Raw genomic sequence first — 17,825 nt, forward strand, 5'->3', positions numbered from 1 at the left:
TCGAAACGATGTATTAAGCAACCAGAGCCATATCTTTGTTACTTGAACAATAGGCTTCGCCAAAAATAATTAGGTCTAATTTATCTGAAATATATGTTTGATTTTGTATTAGCTCGAAATACCAATTTCCATCAGATACGTCTCCATACAATATGACGGCTTTCAAAAGGCCATTTACGACAAATAGCTTTCTGTAATTTTGATGTGTTCGATCAATTAAAGTTATGCATTTAGATTCATCTTGGCTATTGATATCCCCTACCGAAAACAAATTTATACCCGATACTTTTAGCTTGGTAGGAACGGGCTTTATCGTAAAATTATTTACAGTGTCGAACGATTTACATTTAGATGTTTCTTTCAGTACAGCGACTAGCGTATCGAGCTGCTGCCAAATTGGTGCGACTAAACCAAAGGTTTTGTTTTCAAACTCGGTACATTCACCTAAGGCATAGATATGTTCATCCGAAGTTTCCATCAATGAGTTCACGATAATTGCCTTATTAACATCTAGACCCACTCGATTGGCTAGATTGACTTCTGGCGTTATCCCTGTTGCAACAATCACAAGTTCGGTCGCTATTAATAATCCTGATTCTAACTCAACAGAATTAACTGTTTTAGATTGCCTATTTAATGCACCATCCAAATAATTAAGTTTTTTCGGAGCAGAACCTAAACAGAATTGAATCCCCATCCCAGCCAATGTTTCTTCTAACATTGCTGCGGCAGTTATATCCAATTGACGATTCAAAATATGGCTAGAGCGATGAATGAGCGTAACTTTATGGCCCCGCTTAACAAGGCCTACTGCGGCTTCTAAACCTAATAAACCACCACCGATCACACAGACGTTGGTAAGCGCTGGTAAGCTATCTATTTTGCTTATGTCTTGTAAGTTACGAAAACTCATTACATTGCCGGCGTCGCTATCAATACCCGGTAAAACACTGGCACGTGAGCCCGTCGCAAAGACTAATTTATCGTAGCTGATTTTCTTCTGGCTTGTTAAGGTAAGCTGTTTAGCCTTAATGCATATATCAATTACTGCATCGCCAGTTATCAACATTAAGCCAGCTAGTTTTAGCGCATTGATGTCAACAAATTGCATTTCATTAAAAGAGAGTTCATTCGCCAATAACGATGACAACATTATGCGGTTGTATCCGGCTTGAATTTCCTCACCTATTAACGTGATGTCATAACTATTTTTAGCTTTCGCCATCAAAGTGCTTGCTAGTTTACTGCCAGCCATGCCAGCTCCAATGATCACTAGTTTTTGACGCTTCGCTGAAGAAGCCATAATTAACTCGCCTCCTTATTCACACAGATGTCTATTAGAGAAGGTTTGGCGGGTGCAATAGATTCGACCTTACGTTGTTTTTCATAAAGAAAGGTTAATACTTGTGCTCGGTAATCAATATATTCAGCGTTGTTCGCCAACGCTAGGCGATCTCGTGGCCGTTCTAAGTCAACTTTTAATATTTCACCAATTGTCGCCTCAGGTCCGTTCGTCATCATCACAATTCGATCCGATAGTAATACTGCTTCATCTACATCATGCGTAATCATAATGACTGTGTTGTTTAAACTTTTCTGTATTTCCATTAACGAATCCTGCAAGTGGGCCCTTGTCAAAGCATCAAGCGCACCAAAGGGTTCGTCCATCAACAACACGCTAGGCTCCATTGCTAAAGCCCGAGCGATACCAACCCGCTGCTTCATACCCCCCGACAATTCATCTGGTCGCTTATCTTTGGCATGACCCATATGCACTAATTCTAAGTTGTGATTAATCCATTGAGTCATCTCAGTTTTACTTTTTTTACCACCAAATACTTGTTTTACCGCTAATTCAACATTTTGATATGCGGTCAGCCAAGGCAAGAGCGAATGGTTTTGGAACACTACGGCCCGTTCAGGTCCTGGTCCGCTAATTTCCTTACCGTCGAGTATCACCCCGCCATTTGTGGCATCGTACAAACCAGCAACAATATTTAATACAGTTGACTTACCGCAACCGGAATGTCCAATCAGGGAAACAAATTCTCCTTTATTAATTTTTAATGAGACTTTATCTAAGGCTTTAAACGGTCCCTTAGGTGTTGGAAACTCAATGGAAACTTGGCTGATATCTAAATGTGCAGACACAATAATTGACCTCTTATCTAAGAACCTGAGATTTATCCCAAGAAACAAAACGTTGCAGCACCAACATAGCGCGATCTAATAGAAAACCAATAAATCCAATGACGAGCACTGCAACCATAATGCGCCCTAACGAATTGGAACTTCCATTTTGAAATTCATCCCATACAAACTTTCCTAACCCAGGATTTTGCGCCAACATCTCTGCGGCAATCAGGACCATCCATGCAATACCCAGTGAAAGTCGCAAACCGGTAAACATCATTGGAATAGAAGTTGGGATCACAATTTTAGTGATGTGAGTTAACCAATTTAGCCTTAAAACTTTTGATACATTCAGAAGGTCTTTATCAATTGCCGCTACGCCTACTGCGGTATTTATAAGCGTCGGCCACATACAACATAAGGTCACCGTAAACATCGAGGTTAGAAATGATTTCGAAAACATAGGATCATCAGATACGTAGGTAGCACTGACCACCATAGTCACTAGCGGCAACCAAGCCAGCGGAGAGACGGGCTTAAATATTTGGATAATAGGGTTTAATGCGCTATATACAGAACTATTTAGGCCAATCAAAATACCTAATGGAATTGCAATGAATGATGCCAAAGCAAAACCAGCTAACACGGTATACAGGCTGGTAAAAATTTGATCAAAGAAAGTTGGTTTACCCGTATAAGCTCGAATCTTAACTTCATAGGTTGGATCTTGCGCTAATCTTTGTTCGTTTCTATCTTCTTGACGTTGATTAAACGAGACTTCTTTTTCACGTTCTCGGCTGTGCTCTGCAATCAAACCTTGCCATTGTTCGAATACAACAATCGGCCCAGGAAACTCACCCAATGATGTTTCGACTTTCGCGGCGCCCGCCTGCCAAAAGATTAAAAATAAAAGCGTTCCTAATAGGGGAAAGATAATATTTTTTATCCAGCCGACTAACAAATTGATGCTAAAGGCGCTTAGATCTAATTTCTTAAATTGGTGAATTTTTGCAATTGCTGAGCTAATCATCGAAATATGCCTTCATGTTATGGGTCTTCTTCAAATCTCAATACAACGAGGCAAGGTAACTTAACTGATGCTAACTTGCCGTTACGTAATTAAGGTGACTCTTGTCCTTTTAGGCCTATGCTAAAACTTTCTAGATATTTATTAGGGTATCGTCCGTCGTACATTACGCTGTCAATAAACTCATTCAATGGGGGTTTGAAACCCGTTTCGATTGAAAAATCGGGAAACTCAGAAGCATCTATGCTTCCATCTGCAATGAGCGCTTGCGCTGCCAATGCGTATATATCAGGGCGATATACTTTTTTCGCTACATCCATGTACCAATCATCAGATTTATATTCGCTAATTTGTCCCCAACGACGCATTTGAGTTAGGTACCAAATCGCATCACTGTAATAGGGGTATGTTGCGTTGTGACGGAAAAATACGTTGAAGTCAGGTGCAGGACGCTTATCTCCTTTTTCGTATTCAAAGGTTCCCACCATACTATTGGCAATAACATCAAAGTCTGCACCGACATATTCACTACGAGAGAGAATTTCAACACTTTCTGCACGGTTTGCATTGTTATTTTCATCTAACCAATTAGCTGCTCGTAGAAGGGCTTTAACGACTCGGATGTGCGTGTTTGGGTATTTCTCTGCCCACTCTTCATTCACACCAAATACTTTTTCAGGATTGTTTTTCCAAATATCGTAATCGGTAATCACAGGCACACCGATTCCCTTAAAGACTGCTTGTTGATTCCACGGTTCACCAACACAGTAACCGTCGATTGTTCCGGCTTCCATTGTTGAAGGCATTTGAGGTGGAGGTGTAACGGACAACAAGACATCTGCTGACAATTGGCCGCTCGTATCACCATCTAAAGGTGCATAGTAACCAGGATGAATTCCGCCTGCTGCTAACCAATATCTCAATTCATAGTTGTGCGTAGATACAGGAAAAACCATCCCCATTTTGAAAGATTTTCCATTATCGTTAAAGCTCTCGATTACCGGCTTAAGTGCACTTGCATTGATAGGATGAATCGTTTTTCCATCTGCCGACTTAGGGATATTGGGTTTCATTTGATCCCAAACAGAATTTGAAACGGTTATCGCATTACCATTTAAATCCATACTGAATGCTGTAATTATGTCGGATTTAGTACCATAACCAATGGTGGCTGCTAGTGGTTGACCAGCTAACATATGCGCCCCATCCAATTCACCGTCAATCACTCGATCAAGTAATACTTTCCAATTGGCCTGCGCCTCTAGCGTTACATAAAGACCTTCATCTTCGAAGTAACCTTTCTCGTAAGCTATAGCAAGTGGCGCCATATCGGTTAGTTTGATAAAACCAAAAGTAAGATCTTCTTTTTCTGGATACCCTACTTCTGAATGTACTAGAGCACTTAGAGTAACAGCACTTGTAAATGCTAAGATTCGGCTTGGCTTACTCAAAAATATTTCTACTACCTGACTAACACTCATATAGCTGACTCCGTGAGGAAGTTTTTAAAATCCAAAAAAAAGGCACCTAAAGGCGAACGTTTGTTCGTCTTTAGGCGCCTTTGCCTTATTATTCAATACCAGCTTTGGTATGAACTCTGATTGTTAGCTTACGGAATTAAGTAAGCCTTGTATCAGTAATAGAGCATTTTGCGTGCCACATAGTTAATAGCTTGATTTATCTAGGGTTGTGAGCAAGTTCCATTTGAAATATTAATATTTAAGACATAAAGCGCACCAATAGAGAGAATCGATCACTATGATACGCACCAAAATAAAACAATTATTCTTTAATAAAGATACCGCTTACGATCCCATCTTTATGAATAACTATTTGTCCATTAGTTACTGCATCTAACCATACCAATTCATTAAAGTTTGTTGAGTCCATAACACAAGGAAAATGATCTGCTGTTTGACCAAGCGCTAAACAATAAACATCTTGTCGATAAACATTATTGATCAGTGCAACAATTTCTACAGGCCGAGCGAGCTGTTGCCAACGCCACATCTGACTAACGATCCACAAAGCATAGTTAGCCGATGGATAGTTGGTCATTGGACCTGAAAACACATGATTAGCACCGATAGGCCAATCGTAACCACCTTTGGGCTTAACATCACTAAAACCGTATCGCAATTGATCAACTGTGCAATTTAGATATTCTGAGTCACTTAAAATAGAGAGCAATTCATTGCGATTATCTAGATCTTGAACCCAACAACAAGCCTGGTCGAGAGCTCGTATCACCTGTTGATGAACGGCTGGGTTTTGTTCAGCCCACTTTTGATTTACGCCAAAAACTTTTTCTGGTGTATTACCCCAAACATCATAGCCAGTGACCAACATTTGGCCTATACCCTGCTCTACCGCTAAGCTATTCCAGGGTTCACCGACACAATAACCATCGATTTCCCCCTGTTGTAAATAGGTCATCATTTGAGTGGGCGGTACCACAATAATTTGAACATCTCTATCAGGATTAATGCCTGCTAAATCTAACCAATCACGTAGTAAATAGTTATGCGATGAATAAGGATAAACAATGGCAAAACGCAAAGTCCTTTTGTCATTCTGCTCAATCACACGCTTTAGCGCTTTACCACTTCGCAACTCATCGGTGTCACTTGCACAGGCTTGCATGCGCGCAAATAGATTTTTACCCACCGTTATCCCGTTACCATTGTGACTTACCGTAAAGCTGGTTTGCATTGCCGAACGTACCGTACCTAAACCTAGCGAGGCCGCGAGTGGCATTGATGCCAACATATGTGCGCCATCGAGTAAATTAAAAGCAACCTTATCTCGAATACTCGCCCAAGATGCTTCTTTATTTAGTTGAACATTAACACCCTGCTCAAGAAAAAAGCCTTTTTCTTGAGCAATAACAAAAGGAGCGCAATCAATTAGGGGTATAAAACCCAACTTTACGACTGGATTATTAGTCACCGACAGGCTATCAAACTGGCTCATTTCTTGTCTCCCATCAATTCCATTACTGATATTACATCTGTTGCGACGTCAATCATGCGTTGACTTCTGTCCATTGCTAGCTTTCGCAATGCTTTATAAGCAGCCGACTCATCACAGGACTGATGTTTCATAATTAGTCCTTTTGCTTTCTCAATGAGTTTTCGATCTTCTAACTGCAGCTTTACTGTTTCTAGTTCTGTACGTAGAGCCTGAAATTCACGAAACCTAGCCACCGCAACTTGTAGGATAGGTTTAACTCGACTCGGATGCATACCATCGACAATATAGGCGCTCACACCGGCTCTAATAGCGGCTTCAATATGTGTAGCATCATCTTCTTCAGCAAACATTACGATGGGTCTTGGATTATCTTTTGATAGCCGTGACATGTTTTCTAACATATCACGATCAGGAGATTCGATATCAATAATTACAATATCGGGCTGGCACTCATTTACGGCAACAGTTAAATGCTTTGCACTTTCTAATCGTCGAATGACCCTATAGCCATTATCTAGCATAGCTTGTTCTACAATGGCAGCCCTAGCAGGCACATTGTCTACTAACATTACCGTTAACTCGGTCAATCCATTATTCCTTCTCATTCGAATGTCTTAGAATAGGTCGTGTACATTAAAATGGTATTTTGTTTATCCACTTCAACTTAGACAAAGCAAAAGATACGTTTGATTCAAGTAAATGTTACTGAGACATAAATAACAAGGAATATTTTCCGGTCTAACTAGTCAAATATAAAGATATTCCTAGGAGCTAATTATACTTTAGGTTCTCTTCAGTCGAAAAATAAAGATCAAGTGATAGTGAGTTTAACTACTAGAATAGATTTTAGACTTGGTGATGGAGGGGTTATAACTACCTTTGTCGTAAATTATATTTGAACGTATAGATTGTTAAATGTTAACTGTGACTTTTACCTGCCATACTAATCAACACAGATCGCATATTCAGCAATGCCCGCCTCCACAGCTTGAAAGCATCCACAAGGGTTATTATCTGCGCTACAAAATCCGGAGGTTTCAGTATTGGCCTCTATAAACTGACCTTCTACCCTGCAATCACCAAGGCATTCTGAACTATCAGTACAGGTTTTCCCTGCATCGGAATAACTTTGGATGCAAAATAGTTGATTCTGCATGCATACATTTTCAACAGTACCACCCTGGGATTCGCACGTTAGTGCATCAAAATTAGTTTTATTTTTGTCTTCAATTTCTTTCGGTGCTGCTGCGTCCACTGCTTCTTCGATTAAACCCGAACAGCTAGCAAGGGAAATAGTCAATATTAATATCAACAATTTTAAAGTGTTCTTAAAAGGTCTAACTGGCTGCTTCATACCTATCTCAGTTTATTATGTTTGTCTAAACAATATTTATGTTCCGATACTAATGGTAGCCAGTCGAGATGTATGTTCGACTTGTTACCATTAGCGTTTCATCCACGTGAAGTACTTCGTTTAACCCTCAGTTTTTCGGATGGATAGGCTTAAATCGGAATGCTACTAGAACTAATGCAATTAACATTGGTAGTAGCGATAATGAACCACCAAAAGTTGGAATGATTTTGATAACTGAACGATAAGTCGCTGTTACTGTAGTATTGACTGAATTAACAGTAACAGTGGTATTCATACTCGCTTTTGAGTTGATTGTTGCCTCTCCTGCACTGACTATCCATTGGTCAAACTCCTGACCACTTGGAGGTGCATCAGCAACAATAGTTACCGATGTTTTCATTAAATAACTGCCACCGCCGGAACCCCCGATTACAGTGAGAGCTGATAAGTCAGCGTAAGTTGCTGTAATTGTAGAATCTTCTGACCCTATCCATACTCGGGTGCTTTGATCAGTTGGTGAGTCTATTGTTGCGTCACCTGAGCTCACTACCCATTGATCAAAGACTTGTCCTGCTAATGGAGAGTTGGCGATAATCTCGGCTGAGCTACCCGGTGAATAGCGTCCATCTCCGATTCCAAAATCTACCGTTAAAGTTGGTAAATCTAAGTAGGTTGCTGAAATTCTAGCATCTGATGACTCAATTAAAACAGTAGTGCTTGAACTGGTTGGTGATGCTATGGTCGCCGACCCTGAGTTCAATACCCATTTGTCAAATTCTTGGCCACTTGGAGCGGTGTCGGCAATGATACCCACCGTTGCGCCGGCTGTGTAATTGCCATCACCGGTGCCGTTTTCAATTGTTAGTTCAAAATATTTTTGGGCTGTATCTTTTATCGTGACTGATACGTCAGCGTAGGTAACATTATTCGTATCTACTATGAAATTTCCAACTGAGATAACTAGGTCTAAGTTTTCATCTTGAAAGTCAGGAATAGTATAACTTTCTCCAGAGTTAAGTTTCGCAATAAGATTAGATTCTGAATAGCCTGTAGGTTCAGCAGATTTAACGACCAACACTTGATTACCCGCCTCTTTTGTACCTTTGTTTATGCCTTCTTTCCGATTATAGCCAATGTCTATTGATCCCATATCTGAAGATTGACCATCCTCAACATGCAGAATTACTTTTTGGTCTTCAGTTGAATTGGCGTAGTCTGATAAGCCAATCAGTTTACCTTTCCAAGTGTCAGTAATGGTAATTTTTTTATCACCATACCAACCAAAACGGGAGTTTTTTGAAGCATTAAAGCACTGAACTGGGGTGTCATCTTCACTGTAGGAAAAACCCATCATTCCAGATTGATCACCGTAATTAACATTGCCTTCGTTAGAATGCGCTCTGCCTAAATTATGACCAACCTCATGCATTTGAGCACTAACGTATGTCGCCCAATTGTCGTTATACACTGACTTCCAACTGTTTATATTAGCGTAAGCTATCCAACCACCCTGGGTTCCAGCTGGCACGGCGAACATTACATAGTCATAGAGTTTACTTGCCTCAACACCGAGCTTTTGATTAACCGCGGCAATGGCTTTGTTAACAACGATGCCGTTTTCCACACCGTTTACGGTTTGATCAATGGTTACTTGGATGACACCGTCTACAATACTCGCTCCTGCTGCGGGTACAAAGGTTTGAGCATTGTATGAACAAGCAGCATACTGAGACGCAAGATTGACGGGATCACCATGGGTGCCAAATACCGAATCACTCAATCGACTTGGAGATGCAGACGTACTGAAATCGTTAGCGGTAATATGCACAATGAGAACTGAGCTAACCTTTGTACCACTATTAGCAGAGCTCATCCTAGCTGATATTGATTCGAGATCTGGTGGCGAATTGGTCATAGACCAATCGGTATCATCAGTCAGAATGATAGTATCTTGAATGCGATAATAAGATCTGGCGTTTAGAGTAATTTTGTTCTGGCTTGAGTTGGCATTTTTACCCATGACAACACGTGAGTCATTTTGATCAATATTACTTACCTTTGACTTAGCCTCGAACTGAGTTAAGAAATTAGATTGAGCACTTTCTAATGAATATACCTTTCCGCTCATATTTTCTTCAAAGCACTCATACTTTGTTTCATGTACACCAGATTCATACTGTATGGCGACTTCAACAACTGTACATTCAATGAATTCATTAGAATATTCTGCTTTTCCAAGATCAGCCGCGATAGCCATTTGGAATGCTAGAAGCATGGGTGTTAAAAAGGTTACTAAATTGAGCTTCTTCATTTAACGTAGCATCTTCGATATATTTAATTCACCACATTTTATATCAACTACGCATTTCACTAATGCGACACCGTTTGCATAACCATGAAAAACAATACTCTAGGTGAAATGGAAACAACTTAATTACCCTACTTTTGCCGAAGTACATAGCAGAAGGTCTAGCAAACTATACTTGACACAAAATTACCCACATAGCTCCTTTAATAAAAGGTGCAGTCTGTTAACACACTACCGCTTTTTAAGCAGACAAAAAAACGCACCATTAAAGGTGCGTTTTCAGTTTAATTCCCTTTATCCCTGCCTACTTGCTAGCGCGGAGGGTCAGGCACTCTAATCAGTGCTAACAGATTTTACTGCTCTGGCAAAGTTGCCTGTGATAAATCAAGTAATTCACGGGTTGCCACGCTGTACATACTGAATTCAGGCTCCCCTACTGCGCGAATTTCGTTCATCATCTTCAGCCACCGCTCGATCAGTATATTGTTATCAACCAACCATTGCTCTACCGTTGCTTCTAGCTGACCCTTTTCACCCATTTGGAAGAATAAACCTTGAGTGATGCGACGTTGCTGCCATTCTAAATCATCTCGGAAACTTTCACGGGCCATTGCTTGCCAATGAGAGAACACTTTTAAGTCGTTCACTTGGCGTGCAAACTGCTCTAAGCCGAGAGAGTCACCTACCATGAAGTAACCTTGGGCAACCTCTAGCACATCACGTTCAATACCTTGTGATACACCTACAATACCTAAGGCGGTGTAAAGTATATCGGATGAAGCTACTTTTAGTGCCAGCTCTTTTGGTACACCCGCAGCTTCCATTTTTTCAGCATCTGCCATCCAGGCTTCGTGCGCTTCCTTAGGCAACAAGGTGTCTAGTTTGCCAGACAACTGCTGCAGAGGCGCTGCATAATGGCTTACAACCTGCTCCATGTTGATGCCCATACGGTAATTTTTAATTAACCAACGGCTTGCGCGTCTTACCATGCGTAAGGACCGGCGCATCATGTTGCTTTGCAAATCACATGGAATTTTATGATCTAGCGCTTCTATGTCATCAAATATTTGGTGTAAGCCAAAAATATCACGAGCGGCAATGTATGCTTTCGCTGCTTCCACTGCTGAAGCACCCGTGCTTTCTTGTAACCGGTTGAAATAGGTAATGCCCATGTAGTTGGTCATGTCGTTAGCAACCTGCGTAGCGACAATCTCTTTTTTAAGTCGGTGCTGATGTATCGCGGCGCCAAACTTTTTCACCATCGGTTTAGGGAACTCTGTTTCAACGGCTTTAGCAATATAAAGATCATCAGCTAAGTTCATGTCTGCTAATTGTTCTTTTAAATCACCTTTCACGTACGAAATCAAAATTGCTAATTCTGGACGGGTTAAACTTAAACCATTTGCTTTGCGTTCGCTCAGCGCCTCATCGGAAGGCAGGTTTTCTAGTTCACGGTTGAGTTTTCCATCTGCTTCAAAACGGTTAATTAATCGACGGTACTCTTCAAACCGTGAGCTCGATTCGGTTATGGCTACCCCTAACGCCTGCGTTTGACGGTAGTTGTTGCGCAATACTAAAGCGGATACGTCATCGGTTAAGCCTTGCAACGTTACGTTACGTTGTTTAACTGTCATATCACCTGCGGTTACCATGTCGTCTAACAATATTTTCATGTTAACTTCATGGTCAGAACAGTCTACTCCGCCTGCGTTATCAATAAAGTCTGTAAAGCAGCGGCCGCCGTTAAGGTTATACTCAATGCGTCCTTGTTGGCTGAAGCCTAAGTTACCGCCTTCGCCTATGACTCGGGTTCGTAAATCGGCACCGTTCACACGAACGGGATCATTAGCTTTATCACCTACATCTGCATGGCTTTCTTTGCTTGATTTAACATAGGTGCCAATGCCGCCATTCCAAATTAAATCTACAGGTGCCTTTAACATGGCCGAGATTAACTCGGTTGGCGATAGTTTGGATGCTGTTATACCAAGCACTTCTTTCATCTCTTTGCTGATCGCAATAGATTTTGCACTACGACTAAAGATACCACCGCCTTTGGAAATTAAATCTGCATTGTAGTCTTCCCAAGTTGAGCGCGGCAGTTTGAACAATCGAGCGCGCTCTTTGTAGCTTGCTTCCGGGTTCGGACTAGGATCAACAAATATATGCATATGGTTAAAAGCACCTACCATTTTGATTTTTTCTGAGCGCAAGAGACCATTACCAAATACATCACCGGCCATATCACCGATTCCGATAACTGAAATGGATTCAGTCTGGACGTTGATATCTAGTTCTCGGAAGTGTCGCTGAACACTGACCCATGCGCCACGTGCGGTGATGCCCATACCTTTATGGTCGTAACCAAAAGAGCCACCAGAGGCAAACGCATCACCTAACCAAAATCCATATTCATTAGCCACTTCGTTGGCAATGTCTGAGAAGGTTGCGGTTCCTTTATCGGCAGCAACAACCATGTATGGATCATCATTGTCATGTCTTACCACTTGCTTAGGTGGCACAACGACAGAGTCTACTAAGTTATCGGTTAAATCTAACAACCCTCGAATGAAGGTCTTATAGCACGCTATGCCTTCCGCAAAAAATGCATCACGGTTTGAAGCTGGGGGTAATTGTTTGGCAACAAAACCACCCTTTGCACCCACCGGTACAATAACGGCATTCTTAACTTGCTGTGCTTTAACCAAACCTAGTACTTCGGTTCGGAAGTCTTCATTGCGATCTGACCAACGCAATCCACCACGGGCAACATTACCTCCGCGTAAATGAACACCTTCTACTTTTGGTGAGTAAACAAAAATCTCATACATTGGTTTGGGCAATGGTAAATCAGTAACCTTTGAAGGATCTAGTTTGATACTAATATATTCTTTACGTTGCCCTAGCTCATCTTCTTGATAAAAGTTAGTTCGTAATGTCGCTAAAATAAGCTCCATGTAGCGACGCATAATTTTATCTTCGTTGATGTTATTGACGTTCTCTAATAATGCTTCAATTTTCTCAACCCAGTTTTGACTAGCAGTTTTGTTCTTTTGCTTTTCAGGGTTAAAGCGTGCAGAGAACAATTCCGTTAGGTGATCGGTCAACTGGGTATATTGAATCAAGGTTTCTGCAATGTATTCTTGACTTAAGCTAAACTGAGTTTGCTTCATATATTTAGCGTAGCCACGCAACATAGCTACTTCACGCCAAGTTAGTTTTGCTCGTAGAACCAATTGGTTGTACAAGTCATTTTCAGAGCGACCATTCCAAATATTTAGGAAGGCTTTTGAGAATAAATCTCGGTATTCTGCCGGGTCTAATTCTGAGTCTGGCTCGTACACTAAATTAAAGTCATAAATCCAAGTACAGCCATTGACAGGATGAACAATATCAAATGGAAATTCATCCACCACTTTCAGGCCTAGGTTTTCTAACACAGGGATTAAATCGGACAACATTAATTCATTGCCCTTGTTGAATATTTTAAGTTTTAGAACACTACCGGTTGGCTCCATAGATCTAAAAAAGCTAAGCGCGATTTTATCGGTCTTATGTTTTTGTAGGCTTTCTATGCGTTGAATATCTGCAACGGCAACTCGCGCGCTGTATTCTTCAACATATCCTGGTGGGAATGAATTTTCATACTGTTGATATAGTCGAATACCTTTTTCTTCACCAAAGGCTTCGACTAATGCCTGTTGAAGTTCATCAGTCCAACGTCGTGCCAATTGAACAATTTTATTCTCCAGCCGCTGTATATCAGGCATCTCGTCAATTGGCTTTGCCAATTTAAATACAAAGCGAGTACGCGCTAATACGGATTCACTAAAATAAGAAGTAAAATCTGAACCCTCTACATCAAAATTTTCAGCAAGTAAGTTGTGAACTTTAATACGTAATTCTGTGTTAAAAATATCACGAGGCATGTAAACAATGGCATTTAAGAACTTTCCATACGCATCTTTACGTAAGAATAAACGAATTTGCTTGCGCTCTTGAATAGATAAAATTTCATTGGTGACATTTAATAGTTGGTCATTGCTACTCTGAATTAGTTCATCGCGAGGCAAGGTATACAGAATGGCGGAGAATTCTTTATAGGCGTGAGAGCCTTCGCTGTAGCCACTGTTTTTAATAACTTCAGAAATCTTAGTACGAACCACTGGGATATCTTTGGCTGTTTCGTTATATACAGATGAGGTGTACAACCCTAAGAAGCGGTATCCGCCAATGACCTTACCGTTTTTATCGAATTTTTTAACTAAAACATAGTCTGAATAAGCGGGACGATGTACAGAAGAACGGCGCCCTGATTTCGAGAAAATCATCAATTCTTGTTTGAAAACATGTTCTTTACGATGCTCAGTCATTTCTGAAATAACTTCTTCACGTCGCTTGCTTGTCTTCTTAAATAGCCCAAGTGCTGTTCCCTTCACTTGTTTTACTACATCACCATCAATTTCATATTCGTCGAAAGCTAAAAAACTAAAGTGGTTTTCAGCCATCCATTCCATGAACACTGTTGCTTCATCCATAACTTTTTTGTCAAACGGATAATGGTCACTCTTAAATGCTTGCTTAACCATATTTGTTTTTTCTAGCATGGCTGGAAAGTCTTCAACGACATAGCCCACATCTTCAAGCACTTCAAATAACGATGTCTCTACCTGTTGACGCTGTTCTTGTACGGTTGTACGGTCCATCTCAAGGCACAACAAGAGTTCTTTATTGCCCTGGTCTGAGAACTTAACAAAATTACCTTGTTTATCGCGCTCTATATTGAAGCTACCGTAAAAAATTGCATGAATATTGATATCTAAGCTAGTTAGAGCAAGGCGTGCTGAATCTATGACAAAAGGCGCTTCGTCGTTTAAAATGGTCACAATAGAATGAGCGCTCTGCCATTCATGCTCTTCTACACTCGGGTTTATGACTTCAACATTAGCCTTCTTGATGCTTTTATTCTGCAGCGTGCGCCACAGAGTCACTACCATTCCTGCTAAATCCGGTAGTTCATAACTGGATAAATCGCGCATCGAAGCGTGCTTAAATAGCTGCTCGATAAGCGTTTTTAAATCGACATGATGCTTCTTGGGGAAATTTGATAATAAACGCTGGTATAAAGTTTCCAATAATTCTTTACGATTGGAGGCAACCGAATTTGTCATATAGACCTCTATTGTTTTTTTTGCTGCGAAATTGGGCAGATAGTTAATATGCTAGTCCAATATCTAGTATTCTCTAGTAATAAACCAGCTCTAGCATGGTACATTTATGTAATAGAGTGAAAACTGTCGCAACTAAGGCTCTTTTGTCGCATTTTTGAAAGGTGTAAGAAATGAATGAAGTAGAAAAAGTTAACAAGCCCACAGTATGGCGTGTTTTTAAAAGCGTGCTTTCTGCTGCTATAGGGGTACAGAGTGAGAAAAACCGAATCGAAGATTTTCAAAGTACTAGTATTTGGCCATTTATAATTGGCGGGATTATATTTACGGCTGCTTTTGTAGGCGGGCTTATACTCTTGGTAACGATCGTAACTTAATATACCAGTTGCCAGACAGACAAAAGGCGGTAAAACCGCCTTTTGTTTAAACTTGATCACTTGACCACTTATTATACGGTCGCTACCCAAAACACTGCTGTAGCAACAACGGTTAGAACGACAACAACCGCTGCAATTGCATCGGCCTGTGAATCGGTAAAACGAGACTTTCCAGAAGCCATACCCTCTCCTAAATCTTTTTTGTATTGTTATTAAGTTAGTCAATCATTGACTAATCAGGACATTTAATCGGCTTTTGTGGCTGGGTGCAACCCAATGCATATAACAGTATGGAATAAAATCATGAATATATAATCATTCATAGTATAAGACACCTTAGGTATAGTGATCCTCTTATTAAAATCTCACTATTCGAGGAAGACTCATGTACGTGTATGATTCGTATGATCAGCAATTGGTTGATCAGCGTGTCGAGCAGTTTCGGGACCAAACTAACCGATTCCTTGCAGGACAGCTAAAGCCTGATGAATTCCTGCCATTAAGGTTACAAAATGGCCTATATATTCAGCGGCACGCGCCTATGTTACGAATAGCCGTACCGTATGGGCTTATTAACACAAAGCAACTGCGTAAAATTGCTCATATCACCCGTGTATACGACAAAGGCTACGCCCATTTTACTACGCGTCAGAACATTCAATTAAACTGGCCTGAGTTAAAAGACGTACCGGATATATTGGGCGAATTAGCCGAAGTACAGATGCATAATATTCAAACTTCGGGTAACTGCATTCGAAACACCACAACTGACCAATTTGCCGGAGTAGTCGCAGATGAAGTTGCCGATTCTCGTCCTTGGTGTGAACTTATTCGCCAATGGTCAACACTTCATCCTGAGTTTGCTTACTTACCCCGTAAATTTAAAATTGCCGTAAATGGCAGCCCTAATGTAGATCGTGCAACCATTCGTTTCCACGACATTGGTTTGCAGCTGGTTAAAAATGAGCTAGATGAAGTTGGTTTTCAAGTATTCGTTGGCGGCGGTCTAGGCCGTACCCCTGTGGTAGGTCAAGAGATCAAGTCATTTTTGCCAAAGCATGACTTACTGACTTACTTGAACGCAATTTTAAGGGTTTACAACTTAAAAGGCCGGCGCGATAACAAATACAAGGCTCGTATCAAAATTTTGGTCAAGGCAATGGGCGTAGAAGCTTTCCAGGCAGCGGTTGAAAACGAATGGCAGCCTATTATAGCCAGCCAAGATCGATTAACCGATGAAGAAATAGAGCGTGTTAGTCAGCATTTTATAGATCCTAGCTATGAGCAACTTCAAGACGAGACCAGCGCCCTTGCGCAATTACGCTTTGAACATAAAGAGTTCGATAACTGGCTAAGCCACAACATTGAAGCCCATAAAAAACCTGGCTATGCCGCGGTCACAGTATCAGTCAAAAAACCAGGCCATGCACCAGGTGATATCACCTCAACTCAACTAGACAGTCTTGCTGACATCGCTGATCAGTTTTCATTTGGTGAACTCAGAGTCAGTCACCAACAAAATGCTATTTTAGCCGACGTCAGACAGCAAGATTTATTCACGCTTTGGCAGCAACTTGAAGCATTAGGTTTCGCAGACCCTACTGTAGATACCCTATTAGATGTTATTTGCTGCCCAGGAGGAGACTATTGCGCTCTAGCCAATGCAAAGTCACTGCCCATTGCCGAAGCCATCAAGCGGCAGTTTGACGATTTAGATTATATTTATGATTTGGGCGATTTGGACTTAAATATTTCAGGCTGTATGAATGCTTGTGGTCACCATCATATTGGCCATATTGGTATTTTAGGCGTTGACAAAAAAGGGACTGAGTTTTATCAAGTTTCTTTAGGCGGAGATAGCGGCCAAAACGCGCGCATAGGTAAAATACTCGGGCCTTCATTTAGAGCAGATGAAGTTCCTTCGGTTATTCAAAAGATAATCGATGTTTATGTTGAAAGTCGTGAGCCTGAAGAGCCCTTTATAGATTTTGTACATCGTGTTGAAGTTGCGACTTTTAAGGAGCGCGTATATGCAGCATCTCATTAAGTTAGAACAGGCAATAAATATCAACCCCGACAACTTGATTCCTCTAGCACAATGGCTGTCTAATAACGCTGATACAAAGGTACATTCTGACCCTGTCGGTATTTTAATTAAAGAAAATGAATCAGTTTTAGAGGCGAACTTAAATTTAGACCAGCTAGATATCATTGCTTTTAACTTCTCAAAATTTACAGATGGCCGCGCTTTTTCTGAAGCGCGCAACCTGCGTGATACTTTGGGCTATAAAGGGGATATACGCGCTATGGGAGACTTCATTCCCGACCAAGTGGCCTTCCTAACTCGCTGTGGATTTAGTTCGTTCGCGTGTCGCAGTGAAGAAGACAAAGACATAGCAATGAATATAAGCGAGGCAATGACAAATAAGTATCAGTCTGATTCCATTGAAAAGCGCCCATACTTTCGTAGACGCTAGTTAAATAA

General features: G+C 40.9%; 12 protein-coding genes. 3 read left to right on the forward strand and 9 right to left on the reverse strand.

The features are described 5' to 3' along the window. Positions 1-13 precede the first annotated feature (13 nt). From ACI882_RS11110 to ACI882_RS11150, 9 genes are all read right to left on the reverse strand, one after another. Positions 14-1,303, reverse strand: a complete 1,290-nt coding sequence (locus tag ACI882_RS11110; protein ID WP_411748481.1) for an NAD(P)/FAD-dependent oxidoreductase — start codon at positions 1,301-1,303, stop codon at positions 14-16. A 2-nt stretch (positions 1,304-1,305) separates the two neighbouring features. Further along, the gene (locus ACI882_RS11115; RefSeq protein WP_411746701.1) at positions 1,306-2,151 is read right to left on the reverse strand and encodes an ABC transporter ATP-binding protein; all 846 of its coding nucleotides are present in this window, start codon (positions 2,149-2,151) and stop codon (positions 1,306-1,308) included. 13 nt (positions 2,152-2,164) lie between these two features. Next, positions 2,165-3,163 carry an ABC transporter permease gene (locus ACI882_RS11120; RefSeq protein WP_411746702.1) on the reverse strand — a complete coding sequence of 333 codons (999 nt, stop codon included), beginning with the start codon at positions 3,161-3,163 and terminating at the stop codon, positions 2,165-2,167. An 89-nt stretch (positions 3,164-3,252) separates the two neighbouring features. Next, entirely contained in the window at positions 3,253-4,641 is a 1,389-nt protein-coding gene (locus tag ACI882_RS11125) for a CmpA/NrtA family ABC transporter substrate-binding protein (RefSeq protein ID WP_411745635.1), read from the reverse strand. A gap of 301 nt (positions 4,642-4,942) precedes the next feature. Beyond that, the gene (locus tag ACI882_RS11130) at positions 4,943-6,133 is read right to left on the reverse strand and encodes a CmpA/NrtA family ABC transporter substrate-binding protein (protein ID WP_411745636.1); all 1,191 of its coding nucleotides are present in this window, start codon (positions 6,131-6,133) and stop codon (positions 4,943-4,945) included. Then, a complete protein-coding gene (locus ACI882_RS11135) occupies positions 6,130-6,720 on the reverse strand; it encodes an ANTAR domain-containing response regulator (protein WP_411748482.1) in 591 nt (196 codons plus the stop codon). The genes ACI882_RS11130 and ACI882_RS11135 overlap by 4 nt, the downstream gene beginning before the upstream one ends. Positions 6,721-7,076: 356 nt before the next feature. After that, positions 7,077-7,487, reverse strand: coding sequence for a hypothetical protein (locus tag ACI882_RS11140; protein ID WP_411745638.1), 411 nt, complete (start codon positions 7,485-7,487; stop codon positions 7,077-7,079). Positions 7,488-7,614: 127 nt separating this feature from the next. After that, the gene (locus ACI882_RS11145) at positions 7,615-9,798 is read right to left on the reverse strand and encodes an InlB B-repeat-containing protein (RefSeq protein WP_411745639.1); all 2,184 of its coding nucleotides are present in this window, start codon (positions 9,796-9,798) and stop codon (positions 7,615-7,617) included. A 350-nt stretch (positions 9,799-10,148) separates the two neighbouring features. After that, positions 10,149-14,966, reverse strand: a complete 4,818-nt coding sequence (locus ACI882_RS11150) for an NAD-glutamate dehydrogenase (RefSeq protein WP_411746703.1) — start codon at positions 14,964-14,966, stop codon at positions 10,149-10,151. Between the two features lie 170 nt (positions 14,967-15,136). Here ACI882_RS11150 and ACI882_RS11155 point away from each other — a divergent pair, with 170 nt between their 5' ends. From ACI882_RS11155 to ACI882_RS11165, 3 genes are all read left to right on the forward strand, one after another. Beyond that, on the forward strand, positions 15,137-15,340 hold the full coding sequence (locus tag ACI882_RS11155; protein WP_411746704.1) for a DUF2970 domain-containing protein: 204 nt from the start codon (positions 15,137-15,139) through the stop codon (positions 15,338-15,340). Between the two features lie 385 nt (positions 15,341-15,725). Then, positions 15,726-17,387 carry a nitrite/sulfite reductase gene (locus tag ACI882_RS11160; protein ID WP_411746705.1) on the forward strand — a complete coding sequence of 554 codons (1,662 nt, stop codon included), beginning with the start codon at positions 15,726-15,728 and terminating at the stop codon, positions 17,385-17,387. Continuing rightward, positions 17,371-17,817, forward strand: coding sequence for a DUF934 domain-containing protein (locus tag ACI882_RS11165; protein WP_411746706.1), 447 nt, complete (start codon positions 17,371-17,373; stop codon positions 17,815-17,817). The genes ACI882_RS11160 and ACI882_RS11165 overlap by 17 nt, the downstream gene beginning before the upstream one ends. The last annotated feature ends 8 nt before the right edge of the window (positions 17,818-17,825 follow it).

Origin of the sequence: Reinekea sp. (assembly GCF_046710285.1) — a bacterium.
Classification (GTDB): Bacteria; Pseudomonadota; Gammaproteobacteria; order Pseudomonadales; family Natronospirillaceae; genus Reinekea.

Coding starts and splice junctions, on each gene's coding strand:
- ACI882_RS11110 (WP_411748481.1), bottom strand. CDS start 1,303: ATGGCTTCTTCAGCGAAGCGTCAAAAACTAGTGATCATTGGAGCTGGC.
- ACI882_RS11120 (WP_411746702.1), bottom strand. CDS start 3,163: ATGATTAGCTCAGCAATTGCAAAAATTCACCAATTTAAGAAATTAGAT.
- ACI882_RS11125 (WP_411745635.1), bottom strand. CDS start 4,641: ATGAGTGTTAGTCAGGTAGTAGAAATATTTTTGAGTAAGCCAAGCCGA.
- ACI882_RS11130 (WP_411745636.1), bottom strand. CDS start 6,133: ATGAGCCAGTTTGATAGCCTGTCGGTGACTAATAATCCAGTCGTAAAG.
- ACI882_RS11140 (WP_411745638.1), bottom strand. CDS start 7,487: ATGAAGCAGCCAGTTAGACCTTTTAAGAACACTTTAAAATTGTTGATA.
- ACI882_RS11145 (WP_411745639.1), bottom strand. CDS start 9,798: ATGAAGAAGCTCAATTTAGTAACCTTTTTAACACCCATGCTTCTAGCA.
- ACI882_RS11150 (WP_411746703.1), bottom strand. CDS start 14,966: ATGACAAATTCGGTTGCCTCCAATCGTAAAGAATTATTGGAAACTTTA.
- ACI882_RS11155 (WP_411746704.1), top strand. CDS start 15,137: ATGAATGAAGTAGAAAAAGTTAACAAGCCCACAGTATGGCGTGTTTTT.
- ACI882_RS11160 (WP_411746705.1), top strand. CDS start 15,726: ATGTACGTGTATGATTCGTATGATCAGCAATTGGTTGATCAGCGTGTC.
- ACI882_RS11165 (WP_411746706.1), top strand. CDS start 17,371: ATGCAGCATCTCATTAAGTTAGAACAGGCAATAAATATCAACCCCGAC.